The organism is Sanguibacter sp. Z6_81, assembly GCF_057180625.1.
Map to the genome: position 1 here is coordinate 559,252 of NZ_JBXUFV010000001.1, position 18,973 is coordinate 578,224.

The window sequence follows — 18,973 nt, forward strand, 5'->3', positions numbered from 1 at the left end:
ACCGATGAGTGAAGCCCAGCCCCTGACCCCGCCGAGCGCGTCTCTCGTCCTCCAGCCGCCACAGCCCGTCGCGGTCGTCGAGCCACAGCAGGCGGGTGGCATGGTCCCCGTCGACGAGACGCGCAAGAAGGAGCTCGCCGCGACCGCCGAGGCCTACGCGCAGGAGCTCGCCGGCCTCACGCCCAACAGCCCGCAGATGCAGGCCAAGATCACCGAGATCACCAACCTCGGACGCGACGAGATCCAGGTCGCCGCGAGCTCCGCGAACCGCATGCTCGAGCGTCCCGCGTCGGCCCTGGCCGCCGCGAAGGGCAGCTCTGGCGGCGGGGACGCCCAGGCGCGCGTCGCCAAGACCCTCACCGACCTCCGCGGGCAGGTCGAGGACCTCACGCCCAACCGGGCGGACCTCACCGGGACCCGCAAGATCCTCGGGTTCATCCCCGGGGGGAAGAAGATCGCCCGGTACTTCGACAAGTACCAGTCCGCGCAGGCGCAGCTCGATGCCATCACCCGCTCCCTGCAGGCAGGCCAGGACGAGCTCCGCAAGGACAACGCGAGCATCGAGCAGGAGAAGCTCAACCTCTGGAAGACGATGGGCGACCTCTCCGAGTACACCGTGCTGCTCGACGGCCTCGACCGCGCCGTCGAGGCGAAGATCGCGGAGCTCGACGTCACCAACCCCGCCCAGGCGTCCGCGATGCGCTCCGACGTGCTCTTCACCGTGCGCCAGCGTCGGGAGGACATCCTCACGCAGCTCGCCGTGTCCGCACAGGGGTACCTCGCGATGGACATGGTCCGCGCCAACAACGTCGAGCTCATCAAGGGCGTCGACCGTGCCCGCACGACGACGCTCTCCGCGCTGCGCACCGCCGTCATCGTCGCCCAGGCCCTGACGAACCAGCGCCTCGTGCTCGACCAGATCACCGCTCTCAACCGCACGACGAGCGACCTCATCGCGTCCAACGCCGAGATGCTGCGGACCCAGTCGGCGGAGATCAACCGTCAGGCGGCGTCGTCGACCATCGAGATCGAGAAGCTCGAGAAGGCGTTCCAGGACGTCTTCGCCACGATGGACGCGATCGACACGTTCCGCGCCGAGGCGGCGTCGAACATGTCCGTGACGATCTCCGCCCTCGAGGGGCAGATCGCCCACGCCAAGCCGTACCTCGAGCGCGCGCAGTCGCGCACCGAGATCACCGGCTGACCCCGGAGCGACGAGCAGCAGGAGGCGCACCGGCATGGCGCGGTGGTTCGGGCGGTCGCGGGACCGGCGGGAGGACGCCGTCGCGCCCACTGCTCCCGAGCCCGTCGCGCCGGCCGGGCCCTTCACGGAGACGATGGTGCCGCTCGTCCGGGGCATCGAGCGTTCCACCCGGTTCTACGGCCGCGCCCTGCCCATCCAGGCGTCCATCCAGCTGTTCTCGATGGTCGACACCCTCGACGCGCTCGCCCGGCACCTCCTCGTCGCGCCACCGAACATCGACGAGCAGCTCGCCATCGAGTTCATGCTCAAGGACTACATCCCCTCCACGGTCAACGCCTACCTCGCGTCGCCCGCGGACCCGGCCGTCAAGGACCCGCTCCTGCTCGAGCAGCTGAGCTTGCTCGACGACAGGGTCCACACGATGATGGAGGCCGTCTACGCTCACGACAGCGCCCAGCTGGAGATCAACGGGCGATTCCTCCGCGAGAAGTTCGGGTGAGTGACACCGCTATGACCCCCACCGTGCTCGTCAAGGGCGCCAACGCGTCGGTCTCCGGATCCCTGCCCGTCGCACTGAGCGTCACCGTCGGCTTCTCCTGGTCGGTCGTGCAGGGCAACGGGCCCGCGACCGAGATCGTCCCCTGCGCCATCGTCTGCGGGGCCGACGGCCGTGCGCTGTCCGACGAGCACGTCGTGTTCTTCAACCAGATGCTCAGCCCGGACGACGTCGTCGAGTACGACGCGGACGGGTCGCTGCCGGGTGGTGACGCCGAGCAGATCGAGGTGAACCTCGCCGACGTGCCGTCGAACGTCGCGCGGATCGCCTTCGTGCTCTACATCAATCCCGACCTGCGCAACCCCGGGACGTTCGACAGCATGCGCGACGGTGTCGTGCGCGTCCTCGACCGTGCCGGGACCGAGGTCATCCGCTATCCCATCGACACGAAGGACCTCGGCTCGACGAGTGCGCTGTTCGCCGGCGAGCTGTACCGCCGCCGCGACGAGTGGAAGTTCCGCGCCATCGGTCAGGGGTACGCCCGGGGCATCGCGGACGTCGCCGAGGACTTCGGGTTCCGGCTCTGATGGCGGGCGACGCCGTCCCCTACCTGCGCCGTCGGCCCCCGCGGCGCACCGCCACGGCGGTCACCTCGCCCACCCCGAGCCTCTCGCTGCGGCGACCGGAACCCGAGCGCACGATCCGCCGCATCCCCCTGGCCCGCGACACCCGCCGGCTCGATGCCCTCACGCCGATGGTCGTCCTCGACCGGCTCCAGTCGGGCATCGGATCGCTCGAGGTGCTCGTGGGGGTCCCGCTGGCCCGGACGGGGGTCCTGTGGGAGCTCACGGACGGTCGCTCCGGCACCGGGGCGGACGTGCGGCTCGACGCCGGGCGTCGCCCGTACGTCTCGCCCGGCCGCGAGGGGCAGTACATCGTGGGGCTCCGTCACGTCCGCGCCCTGCGGCGCCTGCTGTTCTTCGTACCCGCCCCGTCCTCCGTGACGGTGGTCCTCGGCTCAGGAATGACTCTCCAGTGCTCTCCGGAGCTTCGCGTCCTGGCCATCTACCAGCGCGACGGCGAGCTGTTCCTGCGGTACGACGACGAGCCGTACCGGACTCTCGAGTCCGTGGGTGCGTCCTACGGGTTCTGATCTTCCTCGCGCAGGCGCGGCTCCGTGCGGCGTGCGGGGGTGTGCCCGGCCTTGTCGGCGTAGAACGCGCGCACGACGTCCATGTCTGCCCGGACGTCGCCCGTCGGGTGGAACGTCAGTCCGAGCCCGGCGGTCATGGTCGTGCGGTCGACGTAGCCGAGCGTGATGGGCAGGTCCGCCTCGAGGGCGATGCGGTAGAAGCCCGACTTCCAGTGGGTGCCCGCGCTGCGCGTGCCCTCAGGGGTGACGACGAGGTAGAACTCCTCACCGCGCCGTGCGGCCTCGACGAGCTCGTCGACGACGCCGGTGGGGTTGCGCCGGTCCACGGGGATCCCGCCGAGGGCCCGCATGAGACCGCCGAAGGGTCGCTTGAAGAGCGTGTGCTTCCCGAGGTAGCGCGCCGAGACGCCCGCTCGCGCCGAGATGGCGAGCATGAGGACGAAGTCCCAGTTCGACGTGTGGGGCGCCCCCACGAGGATGCCGCCACGGCCCGGGGGCAGGGGCTCGCTCACGTACCGCCACCGGCTCACTGCCCAGAAGGCGTCGGCCAGGGCGCGTCGCACCCGCACGTCAGACCGCGGTGGGCGTGGCCTGGGAGTCGTACTGCTCCCGGGCACCGGCGTACGCGTTGTCGGCCTCCTCGGTGCGCCCCGTCGCCTGGTACAGGTCTGCGAGCCCGACGAGGCAGTCACCGGCCAGCCGCGGCAGGCCGAGCGCCCGGTAGCCGTCGAGCGCGGCGCTGTACGCCTGCTCGGCCTCGGCGGGGCGTCCTGCGTCCTGGTAGGTCCCGGCCAGACCGAGCGACGCGTCGGCCACCTGACGGTCGAGGCCGAGGCCCGAGTACAGGTTCCGGGAGTCGACGTACGCCACCTCGGCCTCGTCGTACCGCTCGAGCTCCCGGTACACCAGGCCGAGACCGATGGTGCAGTCGGCGACGCGCTGGCTCAGTCCGTGCGACTCGTAGTACGAGCGCGCCGCGAGGTACGCCTCTTCCGCGATCGCGTAGCGACGCGAGCTCGCATAGATGCCGGCGAGGCTCACCGTCGCGCTGGCGACCTCACGCTGCAGACCGTGCGCCTGGTAGTACTCGCGGGCCTGCTCGTACGCAGACTCCGCCTGGGCGAGCTGCTGGGTCCCCCAGTAGACGAGCCCGAGGTTCATCCGGCTGTCGGCGACCTGGCGGTGCAGCTGGAGGGCCTCGTAGTACTCGAGCGCTGAGGTGTAGGCGCGCTGGGCGTCGCCCGCGCGGTCCGCCTCCCAGTAGAGGTCCCCGAGGTTCACGGCGCACGTGGCGGCCTCGTGGTGGAGGTCGTTGCCCTGGAAGTAGTCACGGGCCTCACGGAACGCCCGCTCGGCCTCGGCGTGGCGACCGCTCGCCTGGTACACGTTGCCGAGGTTCGCCGTGCAGTTCGCGACGAGCCGGTCCATGTCCTTCGACCGGTAGAAGTCGCGGGCCTGGACGTAGGCGACCTCCGCCTCGTCGTACCTTCCGGTGGCGCGGTAGACGACCCCGAGCTTGACGGTGCAGTCGACCGCTCGCTCCTCAAGCCCGACGTCGTTGAACTCCTCCTGCGCGCGCAACCAGTCACGCTCGGCCCGCTGGTGGTCTCCGGTCGTGAAGGCCTCGATGGCGAGCTGAAAGTTCTCTTCGGCTGCGCGTCGTCGCGCTACGGGGTCCAGGGTGCGCTCCATGGCGCTGACTTTACGGGTAAAGGCGGGCACGTAGGGAGATTCAGCGGGTGATGAGGGGATGGAGTTTGGGTGGCCACCGTCCCGGGTGGCACGTTCTCGGGCACAGCGTAGTTTCGGACAATGGAGACAATTACCGCACTCCTCGGGGCGGCTGCCGAACCAGCGGGTCTGCTGCCCGCGCGTCAGCAGATGGCCCTGTCCCTGGGCTGGCACATCATCCTCGCGTGCTTCGGGGTCGCCTTCCCGGCGATGATCTTCGTGCTGCACCGGCGTGGGATCTACCGGGACGACGCGGCCGCGCTGGCGTTGGCCCGCCGGTGGGCCAAGGTGGCGGCCGTGCTCTTCGCCATCGGCGCCGTGTCCGGGACCGTCCTGAGCTTCGAGATGGGTCTGCTGTGGCCCGGACTCATGGGACCTTTCGGGGACGTGCTGGGCCTGCCCTTCGCCCTCGAAGGACTGTCCTTCTTCACCGAAGCCATCTTCCTCGGCATCTACCTCTACGGCTGGGGGCGGATGCCTCCGCGCCTGCACATGATGATGCTCGTGCCCATCGCCATCGCCGGCGTCGTGGGCACGTACTGCGTCGTCTCCGTCAACGCCTGGATGAACGAGCCCGCCGGGTTCCGCCTCGTCGACGGCGAGGTGACCGACGTCAACCCGTGGGAAGCGATGCTCACCCCGCTCTCCTTCCTGCAGTTCGGACACATGTGGGTGGCCGCCTTCATGGTCGTCGGGTTCACCGTCTCCGGCGTCTACGCCGTCGGCATGCTGCGGGGCCGGCGCGACGACAGGCACCGCCTCGGCTTCACCGTCCCGTTCGCGTTCGCGAGCGTCGCTGCCCTCGTCCAACCGTTCGTCGGGCACGTGCTGGGCATGAGCCTCGGTGACCGGCAACCAGCGAAGCTCGCCGCGTTCGAGCTCGCACTCACCACCGAGAGCCCGTCCCCCCTGCGGCTGGGTGGCGTGCTCGTCGACGGCCAGGTGCGGGGCGCGGTGGACATCCCCGTGCTCGGGTCGATCATCGCCCACAGCTCGTTCACCGAACCGGTGCGCGGGCTCGACACGTTCCCCGCCGACGACCTCCCACCCGTGAACATCACCCACTGGTCCTTCCAGACGATGATCGGGATCGGGTCCTTGTTCTTCCTGCTCGTCCTCGTGTTCTGGATCGCACGACGGCGTCGGCGGGACCTCACGGACCGTCGGTGGTTCCTGCGCGTCGCCGCCGTCTGCGGCCCGCTCGCCGTCGTCGCGCTCGAGGCGGGATGGGTCGCGACCGAGGTGGGCCGCCAGCCGTGGGTCGTCTACGACGTGCTGCGGACCGCCGACGCCGCCGGGGACAACCCGTGGGTGCCGTTCGTGCTCGGTGCCAGCATCGTGCTGTACACGGGCCTGACGATCGGTGCTGTCGCCGTGCTGAGATCGATGGCGCGCCGCTGGCGCGCCGGCGAGGAGGACCTGCCCAGCCCCTACGGACCGCAGGACAGGACCGTCGACGCAGCGGAGGAGGACGGACGATGACGGTCGCGGACATCGTCGCCGGCGCCCTGCTCGTCGGCATCATGGCCTACGCCCTGTTCGGCGGGGCGGACTTCGGCGCAGGGTTCTACGACCTCACCGCCGGCGGTCCCCGGCGCGGGGCACGGCTGCGCACCCTCGTCGACCACAGTATTGGGCCCGTGTGGGAGGCGAACCACGTGTGGCTCATCTACGTGCTCGTCATGTCCTGGACAGCGTTCCCGCGGGCCTTCACCGCCGTGATGACGACCCTGGCGTTCCCCCTTCTGCTGGCCCTGCTCGGCATCGTGCTGCGCGGCGCGAGCTTCGCGTTCCGCAAGTACTCCGCCACGCTCTCCCAGGCACGCCTGTTCGGCACCGTGTTCGCGGCCTCCTCGCTCATCGCGCCGTTCTTCCTCGGCACCATCGCGGGCGCCATCGCCTCCGGGCGCGTCCCGGCCGGGGGACGGGGAGACCTCGTGTCGTCCTGGGTGGCTCCCACCCCGCTCATCTGCGGCGTGCTCGCCGTCAGCACGAGCGTGTTCCTCGCGGGGACGTTCCTCACCGCGGACTCGGAGCGTGCCGGGTGGGCGCTGCTCACCGAGCAGCTGCGGCGGCGCACCGTCGTCGTGGGGATCATCACGGGCGTGCTCGTCGTCGGCGCGCTCTACCCGGTCTCGCAGGACGCGCCGACACTGGCAGACGGGCTCACCGGGCGAGCGGCCCCACTCATCATCCTCGCGCTCCTCGGCGGCTTCGGTGCCCTCGTGCTGCTGCTCCGACGACGCCTGGCAGCGGCCCGGGTCGCCGCCGTCGTCGCGGTCGCCGCGGTCATCGGCGGGTGGGCCGCCGGCCAGTACCCGTGGATGCTCGTCGACCAGATGACGATCGACGACGCCGCCGGAGCACCGGCCACCCTCCGCGCGCTGCTCCTCGTCGCCGTGCTCGCCGGGATCATCGTCGTCCCGCCGCTGGTCTACCTGTTCCGGCTCACGCAGTCCGAGTCATGGGTCGCGACGGAGCACGACGCGACCTGACCGCGTCCGCCGGACCCTCGGTGACCTCGGACCCCTCGCGGGCGTGCGCGAGCTCGGCGTTGACGACACCACCGGCGAGCACGACGATGCTGCTCAGCCACAACCAGAGGATGACTGCGAGCGCCGCGCCGAGCGTCTGGGCGGCCACCGTCACCGCTTCTCCCGGACGGCCGAGCTCGGGCACCGCCGGCCCGGCGAGGCCGAGGTACGCCTGGAGCGCGAACGCCACACCGACGAGCCCGACCGTCCCGAGGACCGCCCCGGGAAGGCCGGCCCGCCACGTGGTGACGACGTTGGGTCCGTGGCGGTAGAGCAGCACGAGGGAGCCGACGCACACGAGGCCGATGACGGGCCACCGGGCCAGCGTCCACACGACCTCGAAGGTCTCCCCCTGACCGATCCAGGAGGCGATCTGCCGGCCGCCACCCAGCAACGGGCCGACGACGACCATGGACAGCAGCGCCGCGAGCGTGACGACCGCACCGAAGGACAGACCGAGGCCCAGGACCAGCTGAGCACCGAGACCCCGCCGCTCCGGCACCTGGTACGCGTCGTCGAGCGCCCGGATCGCCGCCCGGAACATGCGGCTCGCGAGCCACAGGGCCACCGCGAGGCTGCCAAAAGCGATCCCGGAGCGCTCCTCCCGGAGGAGCCCCTCGACGAGCGGCCTGACGACCTCGTCCGTCACCTGCTTCTCGAACACTCCCGCGAGAGAGTCGACGACGGTCGTCTCGAGCCGGGTCACCTGATCGGCGCCGAGGACGCGCTCGAGGAACCCGAGCGTGGCGCCGAGAGCGGTGAGAAGGGGCAGCAGCGAGATGATCGCGTAATAGGTCATCTCGGCGGCGAGGCCCGTGACGCGCACGTCGATCATGCGACGCCAGCCGCGCGCGGCGACATGGGCGAGGTTGTACTGGCCGAGCTTCACGGGACGGCGGACGGCGAGCGCCTCGGCATGGTCGACGAGGGTGCCCTGCGCCTTCCAGCGCGCCCACCTGGAGCGCAACGCCGCACGTCTCATGACGGCGACCCTACGTCTGCGGCACCCGGTCGGCGAGGCGCACCCGTTAGCGACCCTGCACCGGGTGGGCCGGGGCCCCCGTCGTGCCACGGACCTGCAGCGACGGAACGGCCTCGAGGGCCGCGACGGGCTGCTCGCCGCCCATGACGTCGAAGAGCCGCCGCGCGACGTGCGCGCCGTAGGAGCCGACGTCGTGGCTCATGGCGGACATCGCCGGCATCACGAGCTTGCACATCGCCGAGTCGTCCCACGCGAGGATGCTCACGTCCTCGGGGACGCGCAGCCCGAGCTCGCTCGCGATCGGCAGGCTCGCGATGGCGATGGAGGAGTCGTCGTAGAGCAGTGCGGTGGGCCGGTCGGCCGAGCTGAGCACGCTCCGGGTGGCCAGCGAGCCGTCCTCGAGGTCGAAGCTCGCGTCGCGCCTGATCCCGGTGATCCCGGCCCGCTCGGTCGCCCGCGCGAACGCCTCGTTGCGGATCTCGACGTGGGACAGCCCGGGTGTGCCGGCGATGCGGGCGATCCTGCGATGACCGAGGCCGACGAGGTACCCCACCGCCTCCTCCATCGCCGGCCCGTCGTCGGTCCAGACGCAGCCGAGGGAACCCGCCGCCTCGGGCGGCCCGGCAACCATGGCCGGCAGCCCCAGGGACTCGACGAGCGTGACCCGCGGGTCGGACATCCGCAGGTCCATGAGCACGATGCCGTCGACCCGCCCGGCACCCGCCCACCGCGAGTACACGGCGAGCTCCTCCTCGACGTCCGGCACGACCTGGAGCAGCAGCCCGTAGCCGTGCTCGAACAGGGTGCGCTCGATGCCGCCGATGAACTCCATGAAGTAGGACGAGGTCCCGAGCATCCGTGCCGTCTCCGCGACGAGGACGAGCCCGATCGTCTCGTTGCGCGCTCCCGCGAGGCGGCGCGCCGCGACGTTGGGCGTCCAGCCGAGGGTGTGCGCAGCCTCCAGGACACGGTCACGCGTGGCTGCCGAGACACCCGGCCGGCCGTTGAGCGCGTACGAGACCGCCCCGGTGGACACGCCCGCGAGCGCAGCCACGTCCGCGATCGTCACCCGGGCCCTGCGGCCCCGGGCGACCTCCGTCGTACCGGTCCCCGAGGTGGCCGACGGGACGGAGTCGTCCGTGGCAGCGTCGGACCCAGCACCGGCCTGCCGATCGTCGGACACGGTCATGCGAGGAGCCCGTCGGCGACGGCGCGGCCGATGGCCGGAGCGAGCGGCAGCCGCGGCACGAGCACGGCCTGGACGGCGTGGTAGAGGTCCGCCTTGCCCGGCCACACGGTCGCGGTCGGCCGGTTCGCCGGGTCGAGCTGGTGGTGCCACGAACCCCGCTCGCGGTCGAGGACGTGCTCCTCGGCGTAGGCCCACCACCGGCCGTAGTCGTCGGCGAAGCGCGCCTCGTCGGTGCGTCGATGGAGGACCGCCGCGGCCGCGGTCGCCTCCGCGACGACCCAGTGCATGCGGTCACGCACGATGGGTGCGCCGGACCAGTCGGTCGTGTAGACGAAGCCGGGCGCCCCGTCGACAGCCCACCCGTCCGCGACCGCCCTGTCGTAGAGGCTCGTCGCCGCAGGCAGGGCGCCGCCCGGCACGTCCGCTCCCGCGGCCTCGACGTGCAGGAGCAGGCGCGCCCACTCCAGGCCGTGCCCGATGGTGGCGCCGTACGGCTTGAACTTGTCACCCGGCTTGTCGGCGTTGTACTCCAGCTGAGGACGCCAGGCCGCGTCGTAGTGCTCCGGGATGCGCCACCCGTTGGAGCCGGCGTGCCCGACGACGTTCGCCGAGATGCGTGCAACACGGTCGAGCCAGGCGTCGTCGCCGGTCACGTCGTGGGCGGCGAGCATCGCCTCGACGGCGTGCATGTTGCCGTTCACGCCGCGATAGGGCTCGACGCTCGTGAAGCCGCGGTCCCACGCGTCGACGCACATCCCGGCCTCGTCGTCCCAGAACCGGTGGAGCAGCACGCCGAGCGCGTCGTCGAGGAGCTCGCGCGCACCGGGGAGACCAGCGAGGGTCGCCGTCGAGGCGGCGAGCACGACGAACGCGTGCTCGTAGCAGCTCTTCGTGCCGTCGAGCGTCCCTGGCCCGGCGTCGGCGAACCACCCGCCGTGCTCGTCGTCCCGCAGGGGGCCGGTGAGTCCCGCGAGGGCCGCGACGGCGGTCGACCGGGCGCCGGGCACGCCGAGCATCGTCGCCAGCGCGTAGACGTGCGTCGTGCGCGCGGTGATCCACGTCTGCACGGGCTCGGACGTGCGCGGGTGGCCGTCGTCATCGAGCCACGCGGCACCTCCTCCGGGGACGGGCAGCTCACGACCGAACTCGAGCAGCCGCAGCAGCTCGCGGGCGAGCCGGTCGTCATCGGTGAGCAGGTCGGGCGTGCTGGTCATGCGTCTCCTTCAACAGGCGCTGAGTCTCGATGAGTGTCGGCCAGGGGCGCGCGGTGCCCCCCTGCCCGGCCTCCTAGGTCCAGTCCCTCACGAGCTGGTTGGCGGTCCGCAGGACGTCGGGCTGCTCGAAGCGGTCGAGCGGGACCGTCACGTCCGTCGTCACACGGAAGGTCACCTCCTCGCCCGGCAGCAGGGTGACGAGCATGTCGTCGACCAGCGCCGCGGGGTCGATCTTGTCGACGAGCAGGCTGAGCTCGCGCACGAGCGAACCCGCGCGCACCATGACGTCGTATCCCGTCGCCGACCGCGTCGCGACGACCGTGAGGTCGGCCGCGGGGAGCGCCGAGTCCCGGTGCTCCGCGAAGAACCAGAAGGCACGCTGCTCGCCCGACTGCACGACGACGAGCTCGTCGCCCGCGTTCTCCGCGACCGCGACCGACCCCGGCAGCGCGGTGGCGTGCGTCGACCGGCTGTCCAGGGTGTCCTGCCAGCTGTGCTCGGCGAGCACCGTGCCGTCGAACCGCACCCGTCGGGCCACGGTGAGCTCGTCCCAGCCAGCTGGCGAGTCGTTGACGGCGATCGCGGCGAGGCCACCGTCGCGCGGCTGGACCGTGAGCAGCCTGTCCTCGTACGCGTGCTTGAGGGCGTAGAGCAACGGCTTGGGGCGTCCGTAACCGTCGACGGCCGCCCACGAGACCACGGGCCAGCAGTCGTTGAGCTGCCAGACGACGGCCCCCATGCAGCGCGGCGACTCGGACCGCATGTGCTCGATCGCGACCGTCATGGCGAGCGCCTGGTTCACGGACATCGCCCAGTGCCAGTCCTCCATCTCGTCCGGGAGCGGCAGGTGCGCCACGAGGCCGTCGGTGAGCTTGTCGTTGCCGTCCACCGCCTTCTGGTGGTGGATCATCCCGGGTGACTCCGGGGTGAGCGGGTCGTCGGAGATCGACTGCGTGATCGTCGACCAGGTCGGAGGTCCCTGCCACCCGAACTCGGCGACGAACCTGGGGTGGACGTCACGGTAGGCGGGGTAGTCGACCCGGTTCCACAGCTCCCACAGGTGGACCGACCCGTGGTCGACGTCGTTGGCGAACCTCTCCGGGTCGCCGGACCAGGGGCTGCCCGGCGTGTAGGAGCGCGTCGGGTCGAGCTCGGCGACGAGCCGCGGCAGGAGGTCGAGGTAGTACCCCAGCCCCCAGGTGCGCTCGCGCAGGCGCTTGGCCCAGCCCCACTCCTCGTAGCCCCAGATGTTCTCGTTGTTCCCGTTCCACAGGGCCAGGCTGGGGTGGGACATGAGGCGCGTGATGTTGTCGCGCGCCTCGGCCTCCACCTCGGACCACAGGGGCTCCTCCTCCGCGTAGGCGGCGCAGGCGAACAGGAAGTCCTGCCACACGAGGATGCCGCGCTCGTCGCACAGCTCGTAGAAGTCGTCCGACTCGTAGTACCCGCCGCCCCAGATGCGCAGGAGGTTCATGTTGGCGAACTCCGCCTGGTCGAGCCGTTCCGCGAGCCGCTCCCGGGTGACCCGCGTGACGAACGCGTCGTCGGGGATCCAGTTGGCGCCACGGATCCACACGCTCTCCCCGTTGACGATGAACTCGAAGGACGTGCCGTCGTCGTCCGGGGCCAGCCGGACCTCGATCGACCGGAACCCGACCCGCAGCTCGCGGTCGGCGAGCGGGGCGTCCTCACGCAGGAGAGCGACCCGGAGGTCGTAGAGGGGCTGCTCGCCGTAGCCACGGGGCCACCAGCGCTGCACCTGCTCGACGGTGAGGTCGACGGTCGCGGTGGTCTCGCCGCCCGGAAGGGTGACGCTCGCCTCCGCCGCGCCCGGCACGCTGGCGACGACGGTGAGGTCCCCCTCGGAGCCGTCGCGCTCGAGCTCGACGTGGACCGTCGCGGTGCCCTGCTCGCCGTCCACGCCCGTGACCGGGCGGACGCTCGCGAGACGCGCGCCGGTCCAGCCCTCGAGGCGGCACGCCTTCCAGATGCCCGACGACGCGGCCTCGAGTCCCCAGTCCCACCCGAAGTTGCAGGCCGCCTTGCGGACGGCGTTGAAGGGGTGCGAGTACGTGTGCGCGCGGTACCCGATCTCGAGGCTCGCGCGGTCGGCCTCACGCACCGGGGACGCGAACGTCACGGTGAGGTCGTTCGAGCCCGGACGCAGGAACGCTCCGACGTCGAACCGGTACGTGCGGTGCTGGTTGCGCGTCGTGGCGACCGCGACGCCGTTGAGGACGATCGTCGCGAACGTGTCCAGGCCGTCGAACACGAGGTCGTGCCGCGTGTGCCCGTCGGGCGCCCAGTCGAACGTCGTCGAATACTCCCAGTTCGTCTCGCCGATCCACGTCACCGTGTTCTCGTTGCGGTCGAGGTACGGGTCGAGGATGTGACCGGCGGCCAGCAGGTCGGTGTGCACGAGCCCCGGCACCGTCGCGGCGACAGTCACGCCGACGAGCTGGGCCGGTACGGGCCCGTCGAGGGCACGCAGCATCCAGTGGGCAGGCAGGAGCTGCGCCGTCTGGGCGGTGGCCGGGGAGGTGGGTGCGGTCGTCACGGGGTGGCTCCTGACGTCGTTGCGCCGCCGACGTCACCATCGACGCGGACGGTTCCGACATTAACCGCTTAAGTAAGGGCGGTCAATGACCGTCCCCGGCAGGGAGATCGGCGGAAAGCCGTCGGCGGTCCTCTAGGCTTCGAGCCATGCTCATCTGGATCAACGGCGCATTTGGTGCGGGGAAGACCCAGACCGCGTTCGAGCTTCGGCGTCGCCTGACCGACGCGCACGTCGCCGACCCCGAGCTCCTCGGCTTCGCCTTCCACCGCACGCTCCCGCCCGGAGCGCGCCACGACTTCCAGGACCTCGCCCCCTGGCGTTCCGCTGTCGTCGACGTCCTTGAGTAGGCCGTCACCGCACACGCTGGCCCGGTGCTCGTGCCGATGACGATCGTGCGCGACGACTACTTCGACGAGATCATCGGTGGGCTTGTCGACCGCCGGGTGGACGTCCGCCACTACGCCCTCGTCGCGAGCCCGGAGACGCTGCTCAAGCGACTGAGCACCCGTGTCACAGCGGTGCGCTCCGGCCTGCGCCGCGAGACCTGGGCCGTGCAGCAGATCCCGCGATGCGTCTCCGCCCTCGCCCAGGGCGCTACGCCACGCACGTGCACACCGACGAGCGGACGACCGACGAGGTGGTCGAGTGGATCGCCCGTGACGCCGGCCTCACGCTGGAGGCGCCGCGGCTCACGCCGTGGCGGTACCAGGTGCAGCGCCTCAAGGTCGGCATCAGCCACATCCGGTAGGGACGCGGCGTCAGTCGGCCTCGTCCGGATTCCGCCGCGGCGGCCACGACCGCCTCGAGCGCCGCGCGGGCGAGACCGCGCCCGCGCGCCGACTGGCGCTTTCCGACCAGGCCGACGTACATCTCACGGTCGACCCACTGGCTCGTGAGCGCGTACGCGAGCACGGTGCCGTCGTCGTCTCTCATGACGCGGGAGTCGGCCGCGCGGAACGGCCGCGCGCCCACGAGGTCGGCCCACTGCTGCGAGCTCTGCGCCGTCGACCCCCAGTGGGTGGCGAAGGCGTCGTTGTGCGCGAGCCGCACGGCCTCGGACAGATCCGGGGTGAGGACCTCGACCCGGGCATCGACCGTGCCGAGGGGTGCTCCGGGGAGCACGACGATGTACAGTGCAAATTTCCACTATCTCCACAAATCGACGTCACCGCCGACGTCGTGAGGCGTCGGCGGGACGGACCCAACTCAGCACTGTGAGAAGGAGCCCGACGATGGTGCGAAAGATGATCTCGACCCTGGCGGCATCCGCCCTGCTGGCCCTGAGCCTGTTCGGCGCGACACAGCCCGCGCAGGCCGCGACGCCCGGCGCAGAGCTGCGCAACGAGGCCACCGGACTGTGCGTCGACCGCCGGGAGCACCCCGAGCGGCCGGTAGCGGCGTTCACCACGAAGTGCAACGGCTCGGCCACGCAGCGCTGGGTCTACTCGGCGGCCGACGACACCATCCGCACCCCGGACGGCCGATGCCTGGCCACAGGGAGCACCTCCGGCATCTTCGTCACGGACTGCGACAGCGGCCTGCTGGTGCGCTGGGGCTTCACCAGCGACGGCCGCATCCACCAGCTCGACTGGGGCATCGGTTGCATCGAGGACTTCCGCACGACCACGCTCACCTGGGGTACCTGCAACAACAACCCCAACGAGATCTGGTCGGCCCTGCCCACCGCCTGACCTGCCGACGTGCGCGTGCGGCAGGTCAGGCGGTGGGCTGCCGGACCGCACCCCTCGCCTCGGACTCCCCACCGGCCTCGCCGGGCCTGCCGTGGACCGAGATGAAGCCCTCGCGGTGGTGCGGGCGCGGTGTCAGTCGACCTCGATCTTCGCGTAGGCCGCCGTCGTGCGGATCGGGGTGAAGCCGACGGACTCGTACAGGCGACCCGCCCCGGTGGGGTGGTCGGAGTCGACGGTGAGCTCCACGCTGTCGTAACGTCCGGAGTCCGCCGCGGCCGCCACGACCGCCTCGAGCACCGCGCGGGCGAGACCGCGCCCATGCGCCGACTGGCGCGTTCCGACGAGGCTGACGTACAGCTCACGGTCCACCCACTGACCGGTGAGCGCGTACGCGAGCACGGTGCCGTCCTCGTCGCGGACGACGCGCGAGTCCTCGGCGCGGAACGATCGGGCGCCCAGGAAGTCGGCCCACTGCTGTGGGCTCTGCGCCGTGGATCCCCAGTGGGTGGCGAAGGCGTCGTTGTGGGCCAGCCGCACGGCCTCGGACAGCTCGGGCGTGAGGACCTCGGCCCGGGAGTCGACCGTGCCGAGTGGTGCTCCGGGGAGGTCGCGCCGCATGTCGGTGAACCACCGCACCGCGCGGTAGCCGTGCTCCTCGAGCAGGCCGCGGGCGTCGCTGCCCTCCGTGCCGCCGGCGGCACGGAGCTGCACGGGTGCGCCGGGGTGCCGCGCGGCCGCCAGCTCGCGGGCGCGTGGCTCCATGCGGGTGAGCAGCTCCGTGCCGATGCCCCGGCCCCGCCAGTCCGGGTGCACCCCTCCGTCGACGTTCGCGCGCGCCCAGCCCTCGGCTGTCAGAGCGCTGCTGACCCGCAGCTGGCCGTAGGCGACGAGCGTGTCCCCGTCCCACACGGCCCACGAGTCCCGCTCCGGGTCGAACCCGTGCTCCTGCAGCTCCTCAGCGAGGTCCTCGGCGGAGTAGATCTCGTCCGTGTCGTCATGGCGCGCGAGCACCTCGGTCAGCTCGGCCCAGGCGGGCGTGTCGGTTGCGGTCAGGTGGGTCCATGTGACTGTCACGGCGTACTCCTCGGGTTGGGCGGCCCACAGCATCGCCAGCAGTACCTTGGCTGGTCAACGTCATTTAACAAGCAGACCGGCGAGCACCACGCACACCACGGCCCATGACGTCGCGCCGCAAAGTGACCCGGCGACGGCGACAGAGTGGAGGCCCCGCACTCAACACATTGCCCCGGTCGGCCGGGGCGACCGCGCAACCCACCTCCGCGTGAACAAGCGATCGAACAGCGTCGCCACCTGGACGAGCTCTCACCGGGTGTCGATGCGCCTCTCCACCAACTGCGACGACTCCGTGTACCTCAGGGGGATGCATGTGGAGCCTGAGTCTGGCTTGGTTGAGCCATGACAGAAGACCGCGTCTCGCGCTTCGGGGCACCACTGGCGGCACCTCCCCTGTGGGCGCGTGTTGCCGCGCATGCTGCCGCGATGACACCGCTGCCCTCCGCACTCTGGCGGCTGTCTCTGGTCTTCGGCTTCTCCGGCGGTTTCACTGAGCAGGGGTTGCGAGACCTCGACCTCGCTGGATGGGGCTGGCTTTGGCTCGTTGCACTCAGCGTGCTGACTGAGCTGGCAGCTCTGCTCACTCTCGGCCTCGTTCAGCCGTGGGGTGACGTCCTTCCCCGTTGGGTGCCTTACGTCGGCGGCTACCGCATTCCCGCGACAGCCGTCGTCTTGACCGCATCGACAGGCGTACTGATCCTCGCGTTCCTGTGGACCCCGCTCCTCCTGTGGTGGAACCTGCCACACCCGGACATGACGGCGGAGGGAGCAAACGTGGTCGGCTTCCTCTATCTCCCCCTTGTCGCCTGGGCGCCACTCCTGGCCGCGGTCACAATCTCCTACGCGCGAAGACATCGCACAACGGCGGCGAGCCAGCGGTCGCAGAGGCCGACAGGTTAGGTCACAGGGTCCCGCGCAGGTCCTGACCGCCGATCGCGGGGGACCACGAGGTCACCGATGAGACTAGTGAATGCGAGGTCGTCCGCGTGCGCACCGGCGGTCGCGTCCGCACCGGATGCTCTCCTTGATTCAGGCCCACAGCCGGTGGACGGGCCGGCGTTGACGGATACCTCTAGCTCGACGCCGTTCCCGTATGTGTGGCGGGGGCATGAGACTGCAGGAGCTGTGGGAGGTCTGTCATCGAGGTGAACACGGTGGCCCCTTCGTCCTCGAGCCACTCGCGCGGAGTGAGGCCGCCGGCGTAGCCGAACGCGTGCATGCCGGCCGCGTGCGCTGCTTGCACGCCGTACTTGCTGTCTTCGATGACGACGCATCGGCTCGGCGGTACGCCCATCTGTGCGGCTGCGTGCAGGAAGAGGTCTGGCGCGGGCTTCCCCTGGGCAACCTCGGTGGCGCTGAATATCCGTCCCTCGAAACGCGGGTACAACTGCGTCAGACCTAGCGTCTTCCGGAGCTTCTGATGACTACCGCTCGAGGCGATGCATGTCCGTGCGGAAATGTTATCGAGGGCGTCTCCGACACCGTCAACCGGCTTGAGGTGAGATTCGAACGCTTCGGAGAACCAGTGTGTGTATTTGGCGTCCCAGTCTGGGGGTAAGCGATAGCCGAGGTGCTCCTCCAGGTGAGCCGTGAAACTCGCGGATGACTTCCCCATGAATTTCTCGACAACCTCTTCGGTCGACAGGTGCCAGCCGAATTCCGCAAGGACGCGCCTGTCGACCTCGACAGCGAGGACCTCGCTGTCAACGAGAACGCCGTCACAGTCGAAAATGACCAAGTCAAAGTGTGCATTCATGGATGATTCCTTGCGTGGCGTTGTGAAGCTCGAGGTCGGCTTCGATCTCCGTTCTCGGGCGCTGGGTCCGAGGCGGTCTAGGTGGATGCGCGAGGCACGGTGCAGTGGCGGGTGGGGGCCTCGGAGCGATCGACGCCTGTTGCGGATGGGTCGTCGAGCGTGGAAGGGCATGTGGCGTCGTCCGGGTGCTCGATCACTCCGATGAGCGCCGCGAGACGTCGCTCCGCCGCTTGCAGCTGCGTGATCTGGGACGTCAACCGGGCCTTCTCCGTGAGAAGGCGCCGGGACAGGTCGGGGGTGATGTGGCGCGCGTCGATCGCTGGCAGCAGCGTGACCAGAAGCGTGCTGCTGAGCCCGGCGGTGAAGAGCTCCTGAATCAGCCGGACCTTCGCTACGGCCGAGGCCGGGTAGATGCGCTGGCCGCTGGGAGTGCGCTCAGGCTGCAGCAGACGTTGTTCTTCGTAGTAGCGCAGCGCCCGGGTACTGACCCCGGCCTGACGAGCGACCTGCCCGATGCGCAGGGAGGCCGTCTCCGCTCGATCGTCGCGGCTCACGGTGGCGCCCATGCGATTTGCCCTTCACGTCGACGTCAACTCCTAGCGTACTCAGCACGGTCGCTGAACATCCGCGTTCGCTGCCGAGAAGGAGGACAACCATGGAGATCAACGGAGCTGTCGCGCTGGTGACCGGTGCCAACCGAGGCATCGGCCACCACTTCGTCGAGCACCTGCTGGCCGGCGGTGCTCGCAAGGTCTACGCGGCAGCCCGACGCCCCAAGCTCATCCAGAACTCTGACCCCCGGGTGGTACCTCTTCGCCTGGACATCCTCGATCCGGCGTCCATCGCACAGGCGGCAGCAGCTGCCGACGACGTCACCCTGCTGGTCAACAACGCTGGGATCACCACCGGGGCCACCCTGCTGTCCTCGCCCGTCGAGGAGATCCGGACCGACCTCGAGACCCACCTGTTCGGCACGTTGAACGTCATCCGGGCCTTCGCCCCCAGCCTGGTCGCCCACAGCCCGGGCGCGATCGTCAACGTCCTGTCCGTCCTGTCCTGGGTCGCGACGGCTGCCGGCTCGGGGTCCTACTCGGTAGCAAAGGCGGCGGAATGGAACATGACCAACGGTGTGCGCGTCGAACTCGCTGGACGGGGGATCCTCGTCCAGGGCGTCCACCTGGGGGCCGCGGACACCGACATGATGGCCGGCAGCGATGCGCCCAAGATCAACCCCGCCGAGGTGGCACGCGCCAGCCTCGCCGGGATCGAGAGCAACGCCATCGAGGTCCTCGTCGATGACACCGCCCGGTTCGTCAAATCGGCCTTGGCAGGAGACCCCGCACAGCTCTACGGCTGACCGGCTCGAACGCGGAACCGCTCGGAGTCGACTCG

General features: G+C 70.5%; 20 protein-coding genes. 10 read left to right on the plus strand and 10 right to left on the minus strand.

The genetic code is table 11. From position 1 onward, the window contains the following. Positions 1 to 4 precede the first annotated feature (4 nt). Genes AC2AXK_RS02670 through AC2AXK_RS02685 form a run of 4 tightly spaced genes read left to right on the plus strand, consistent with a single transcriptional unit; the run spans position 5 to position 2,853 of the window. Positions 5 to 1,204 (plus strand): toxic anion resistance protein, encoded by a 1,200-nt coding sequence (locus tag AC2AXK_RS02670; RefSeq protein WP_484343789.1) that lies wholly within the window; start codon positions 5 to 7, stop codon positions 1,202 to 1,204. A gap of 34 nt (positions 1,205 to 1,238) precedes the next feature. Beyond that, entirely contained in the window at positions 1,239 to 1,703 is a 465-nt protein-coding gene (locus AC2AXK_RS02675) for a hypothetical protein (RefSeq protein WP_484343790.1), read from the plus strand. Further along, a complete protein-coding gene (locus AC2AXK_RS02680) occupies positions 1,700 to 2,287 on the plus strand; it encodes a TerD family protein (RefSeq protein WP_484343791.1) in 588 nt (195 codons plus the stop codon). The genes AC2AXK_RS02675 and AC2AXK_RS02680 overlap by 4 nt, the downstream gene beginning before the upstream one ends. Next, positions 2,287 to 2,853, plus strand: a complete 567-nt coding sequence (locus AC2AXK_RS02685) for a hypothetical protein (protein ID WP_484343792.1) — start codon at positions 2,287 to 2,289, stop codon at positions 2,851 to 2,853. The genes AC2AXK_RS02680 and AC2AXK_RS02685 overlap by 1 nt, the downstream gene beginning before the upstream one ends. On the opposite strand, the gene AC2AXK_RS02690 is transcribed toward AC2AXK_RS02685, so the two are convergent. Beyond that, entirely contained in the window at positions 2,841 to 3,422 is a 582-nt protein-coding gene (locus AC2AXK_RS02690; RefSeq protein WP_484343793.1) for a 1-acyl-sn-glycerol-3-phosphate acyltransferase, read from the minus strand. The two genes, AC2AXK_RS02685 and AC2AXK_RS02690, sit on opposite strands and share 13 nt — an antisense overlap. Position 3,423: 1 nt before the next feature. After that, the gene (locus AC2AXK_RS02695; protein ID WP_484343794.1) at positions 3,424 to 4,545 is read right to left on the minus strand and encodes a tetratricopeptide repeat protein; all 1,122 of its coding nucleotides are present in this window, start codon (positions 4,543 to 4,545) and stop codon (positions 3,424 to 3,426) included. A 120-nt stretch (positions 4,546 to 4,665) separates the two neighbouring features. On the opposite strand from AC2AXK_RS02695, the gene AC2AXK_RS02700 reads away from it, so the two are divergent. Further along, positions 4,666 to 6,066 (plus strand): cytochrome ubiquinol oxidase subunit I, encoded by a 1,401-nt coding sequence (locus AC2AXK_RS02700; protein WP_484343795.1) that lies wholly within the window; start codon positions 4,666 to 4,668, stop codon positions 6,064 to 6,066. Continuing rightward, on the plus strand, positions 6,063 to 7,079 hold the full coding sequence (locus AC2AXK_RS02705; protein ID WP_484343796.1) for a cytochrome d ubiquinol oxidase subunit II: 1,017 nt from the start codon (positions 6,063 to 6,065) through the stop codon (positions 7,077 to 7,079). Before AC2AXK_RS02700 ends, AC2AXK_RS02705 begins: the two co-directional genes overlap by 4 nt. Here AC2AXK_RS02705 and AC2AXK_RS02710 read toward each other — a convergent pair. The 4 genes from AC2AXK_RS02710 to AC2AXK_RS02725 all read right to left on the minus strand — a co-directional run bounded on the left by AC2AXK_RS02710 (position 7,033) and on the right by AC2AXK_RS02725 (position 13,060). Continuing rightward, positions 7,033 to 8,100, minus strand: a complete 1,068-nt coding sequence (locus AC2AXK_RS02710) for a YihY/virulence factor BrkB family protein (RefSeq protein ID WP_484343797.1) — start codon at positions 8,098 to 8,100, stop codon at positions 7,033 to 7,035. The two genes, AC2AXK_RS02705 and AC2AXK_RS02710, sit on opposite strands and share 47 nt — an antisense overlap. A gap of 46 nt (positions 8,101 to 8,146) precedes the next feature. Beyond that, positions 8,147 to 9,289, minus strand: a complete 1,143-nt coding sequence (locus AC2AXK_RS02715) for a LacI family DNA-binding transcriptional regulator (protein WP_484343798.1) — start codon at positions 9,287 to 9,289, stop codon at positions 8,147 to 8,149. Then, positions 9,286 to 10,503: an AGE family epimerase/isomerase gene (locus AC2AXK_RS02720; protein ID WP_484343799.1), complete on the minus strand. Its 1,218-nt coding sequence runs from the start codon at positions 10,501 to 10,503 to the stop codon at positions 9,286 to 9,288. Before AC2AXK_RS02720 ends, AC2AXK_RS02715 begins: the two co-directional genes overlap by 4 nt. Before the next feature lie 73 nt (positions 10,504 to 10,576). Next, positions 10,577 to 13,060: a glycoside hydrolase family 2 protein gene (locus AC2AXK_RS02725; RefSeq protein WP_484343800.1), complete on the minus strand. Its 2,484-nt coding sequence runs from the start codon at positions 13,058 to 13,060 to the stop codon at positions 10,577 to 10,579. A gap of 146 nt (positions 13,061 to 13,206) precedes the next feature. Between AC2AXK_RS02725 and AC2AXK_RS02730 the strand changes: the two genes are divergently transcribed. After that, positions 13,207 to 13,407, plus strand: a complete 201-nt coding sequence (locus tag AC2AXK_RS02730; RefSeq protein WP_484343801.1) for a hypothetical protein — start codon at positions 13,207 to 13,209, stop codon at positions 13,405 to 13,407. Between the two features lie 247 nt (positions 13,408 to 13,654). Here AC2AXK_RS02730 and AC2AXK_RS02735 read toward each other — a convergent pair whose 3' ends face one another. Beyond that, complete coding sequence (locus AC2AXK_RS02735) at positions 13,655 to 14,182, minus strand: GNAT family N-acetyltransferase (RefSeq protein WP_484343802.1); 528 nt, start codon at positions 14,180 to 14,182, stop codon at positions 13,655 to 13,657. A 122-nt stretch (positions 14,183 to 14,304) separates the two neighbouring features. Here AC2AXK_RS02735 and AC2AXK_RS02740 point away from each other — a divergent pair, with 122 nt between their 5' ends. Continuing rightward, entirely contained in the window at positions 14,305 to 14,751 is a 447-nt protein-coding gene (locus AC2AXK_RS02740) for a ricin-type beta-trefoil lectin domain protein (protein ID WP_484343803.1), read from the plus strand. 132 nt (positions 14,752 to 14,883) lie between these two features. Here the strand turns inward: AC2AXK_RS02740 and AC2AXK_RS02745 are convergent, their stop codons facing one another. Next, positions 14,884 to 15,825 carry a GNAT family N-acetyltransferase gene (locus AC2AXK_RS02745; protein WP_484343804.1) on the minus strand — a complete coding sequence of 314 codons (942 nt, stop codon included), beginning with the start codon at positions 15,823 to 15,825 and terminating at the stop codon, positions 14,884 to 14,886. Between the two features lie 426 nt (positions 15,826 to 16,251). Between AC2AXK_RS02745 and AC2AXK_RS02750 the strand changes: the two genes are divergently transcribed. Continuing rightward, positions 16,252 to 16,725 carry a hypothetical protein gene (locus tag AC2AXK_RS02750; protein WP_484343805.1) on the plus strand — a complete coding sequence of 158 codons (474 nt, stop codon included), beginning with the start codon at positions 16,252 to 16,254 and terminating at the stop codon, positions 16,723 to 16,725. A gap of 172 nt (positions 16,726 to 16,897) precedes the next feature. Here the strand turns inward: AC2AXK_RS02750 and AC2AXK_RS02755 are convergent, their stop codons facing one another. Then, positions 16,898 to 17,581, minus strand: coding sequence for an HAD family hydrolase (locus tag AC2AXK_RS02755; RefSeq protein WP_484343806.1), 684 nt, complete (start codon positions 17,579 to 17,581; stop codon positions 16,898 to 16,900). Positions 17,582 to 17,658: 77 nt separating this feature from the next. Next, a complete protein-coding gene (locus tag AC2AXK_RS02760) occupies positions 17,659 to 18,147 on the minus strand; it encodes a MerR family transcriptional regulator (RefSeq protein ID WP_484343807.1) in 489 nt (162 codons plus the stop codon). Positions 18,148 to 18,236: 89 nt separating this feature from the next. Between AC2AXK_RS02760 and AC2AXK_RS02765 the strand changes: the two genes are divergently transcribed. Next, a complete protein-coding gene (locus AC2AXK_RS02765) occupies positions 18,237 to 18,938 on the plus strand; it encodes an SDR family oxidoreductase (protein ID WP_484343808.1) in 702 nt (233 codons plus the stop codon). Positions 18,939 to 18,973: the final 35 nt, after the last annotated feature.

Coding starts and splice junctions, on each gene's coding strand:
- AC2AXK_RS02670 (WP_484343789.1), top strand. CDS start 5: ATGAGTGAAGCCCAGCCCCTGACCCCGCCGAGCGCGTCTCTCGTCCTC.
- AC2AXK_RS02675 (WP_484343790.1), top strand. CDS start 1,239: ATGGCGCGGTGGTTCGGGCGGTCGCGGGACCGGCGGGAGGACGCCGTC.
- AC2AXK_RS02685 (WP_484343792.1), top strand. CDS start 2,287: ATGGCGGGCGACGCCGTCCCCTACCTGCGCCGTCGGCCCCCGCGGCGC.
- AC2AXK_RS02695 (WP_484343794.1), bottom strand. CDS start 4,545: ATGGAGCGCACCCTGGACCCCGTAGCGCGACGACGCGCAGCCGAAGAG.
- AC2AXK_RS02700 (WP_484343795.1), top strand. CDS start 4,666: ATGGAGACAATTACCGCACTCCTCGGGGCGGCTGCCGAACCAGCGGGT.
- AC2AXK_RS02705 (WP_484343796.1), top strand. CDS start 6,063: ATGACGGTCGCGGACATCGTCGCCGGCGCCCTGCTCGTCGGCATCATG.
- AC2AXK_RS02710 (WP_484343797.1), bottom strand. CDS start 8,100: ATGAGACGTGCGGCGTTGCGCTCCAGGTGGGCGCGCTGGAAGGCGCAG.
- AC2AXK_RS02715 (WP_484343798.1), bottom strand. CDS start 9,289: ATGACCGTGTCCGACGATCGGCAGGCCGGTGCTGGGTCCGACGCTGCC.
- AC2AXK_RS02720 (WP_484343799.1), bottom strand. CDS start 10,503: ATGACCAGCACGCCCGACCTGCTCACCGATGACGACCGGCTCGCCCGC.
- AC2AXK_RS02730 (WP_484343801.1), top strand. CDS start 13,207: ATGCTCATCTGGATCAACGGCGCATTTGGTGCGGGGAAGACCCAGACC.
- AC2AXK_RS02740 (WP_484343803.1), top strand. CDS start 14,305: ATGATCTCGACCCTGGCGGCATCCGCCCTGCTGGCCCTGAGCCTGTTC.
- AC2AXK_RS02750 (WP_484343805.1), top strand. CDS start 16,252: ATGACACCGCTGCCCTCCGCACTCTGGCGGCTGTCTCTGGTCTTCGGC.
- AC2AXK_RS02755 (WP_484343806.1), bottom strand. CDS start 17,581: ATGAATGCACACTTTGACTTGGTCATTTTCGACTGTGACGGCGTTCTC.
- AC2AXK_RS02760 (WP_484343807.1), bottom strand. CDS start 18,147: ATGGGCGCCACCGTGAGCCGCGACGATCGAGCGGAGACGGCCTCCCTG.
- AC2AXK_RS02765 (WP_484343808.1), top strand. CDS start 18,237: ATGGAGATCAACGGAGCTGTCGCGCTGGTGACCGGTGCCAACCGAGGC.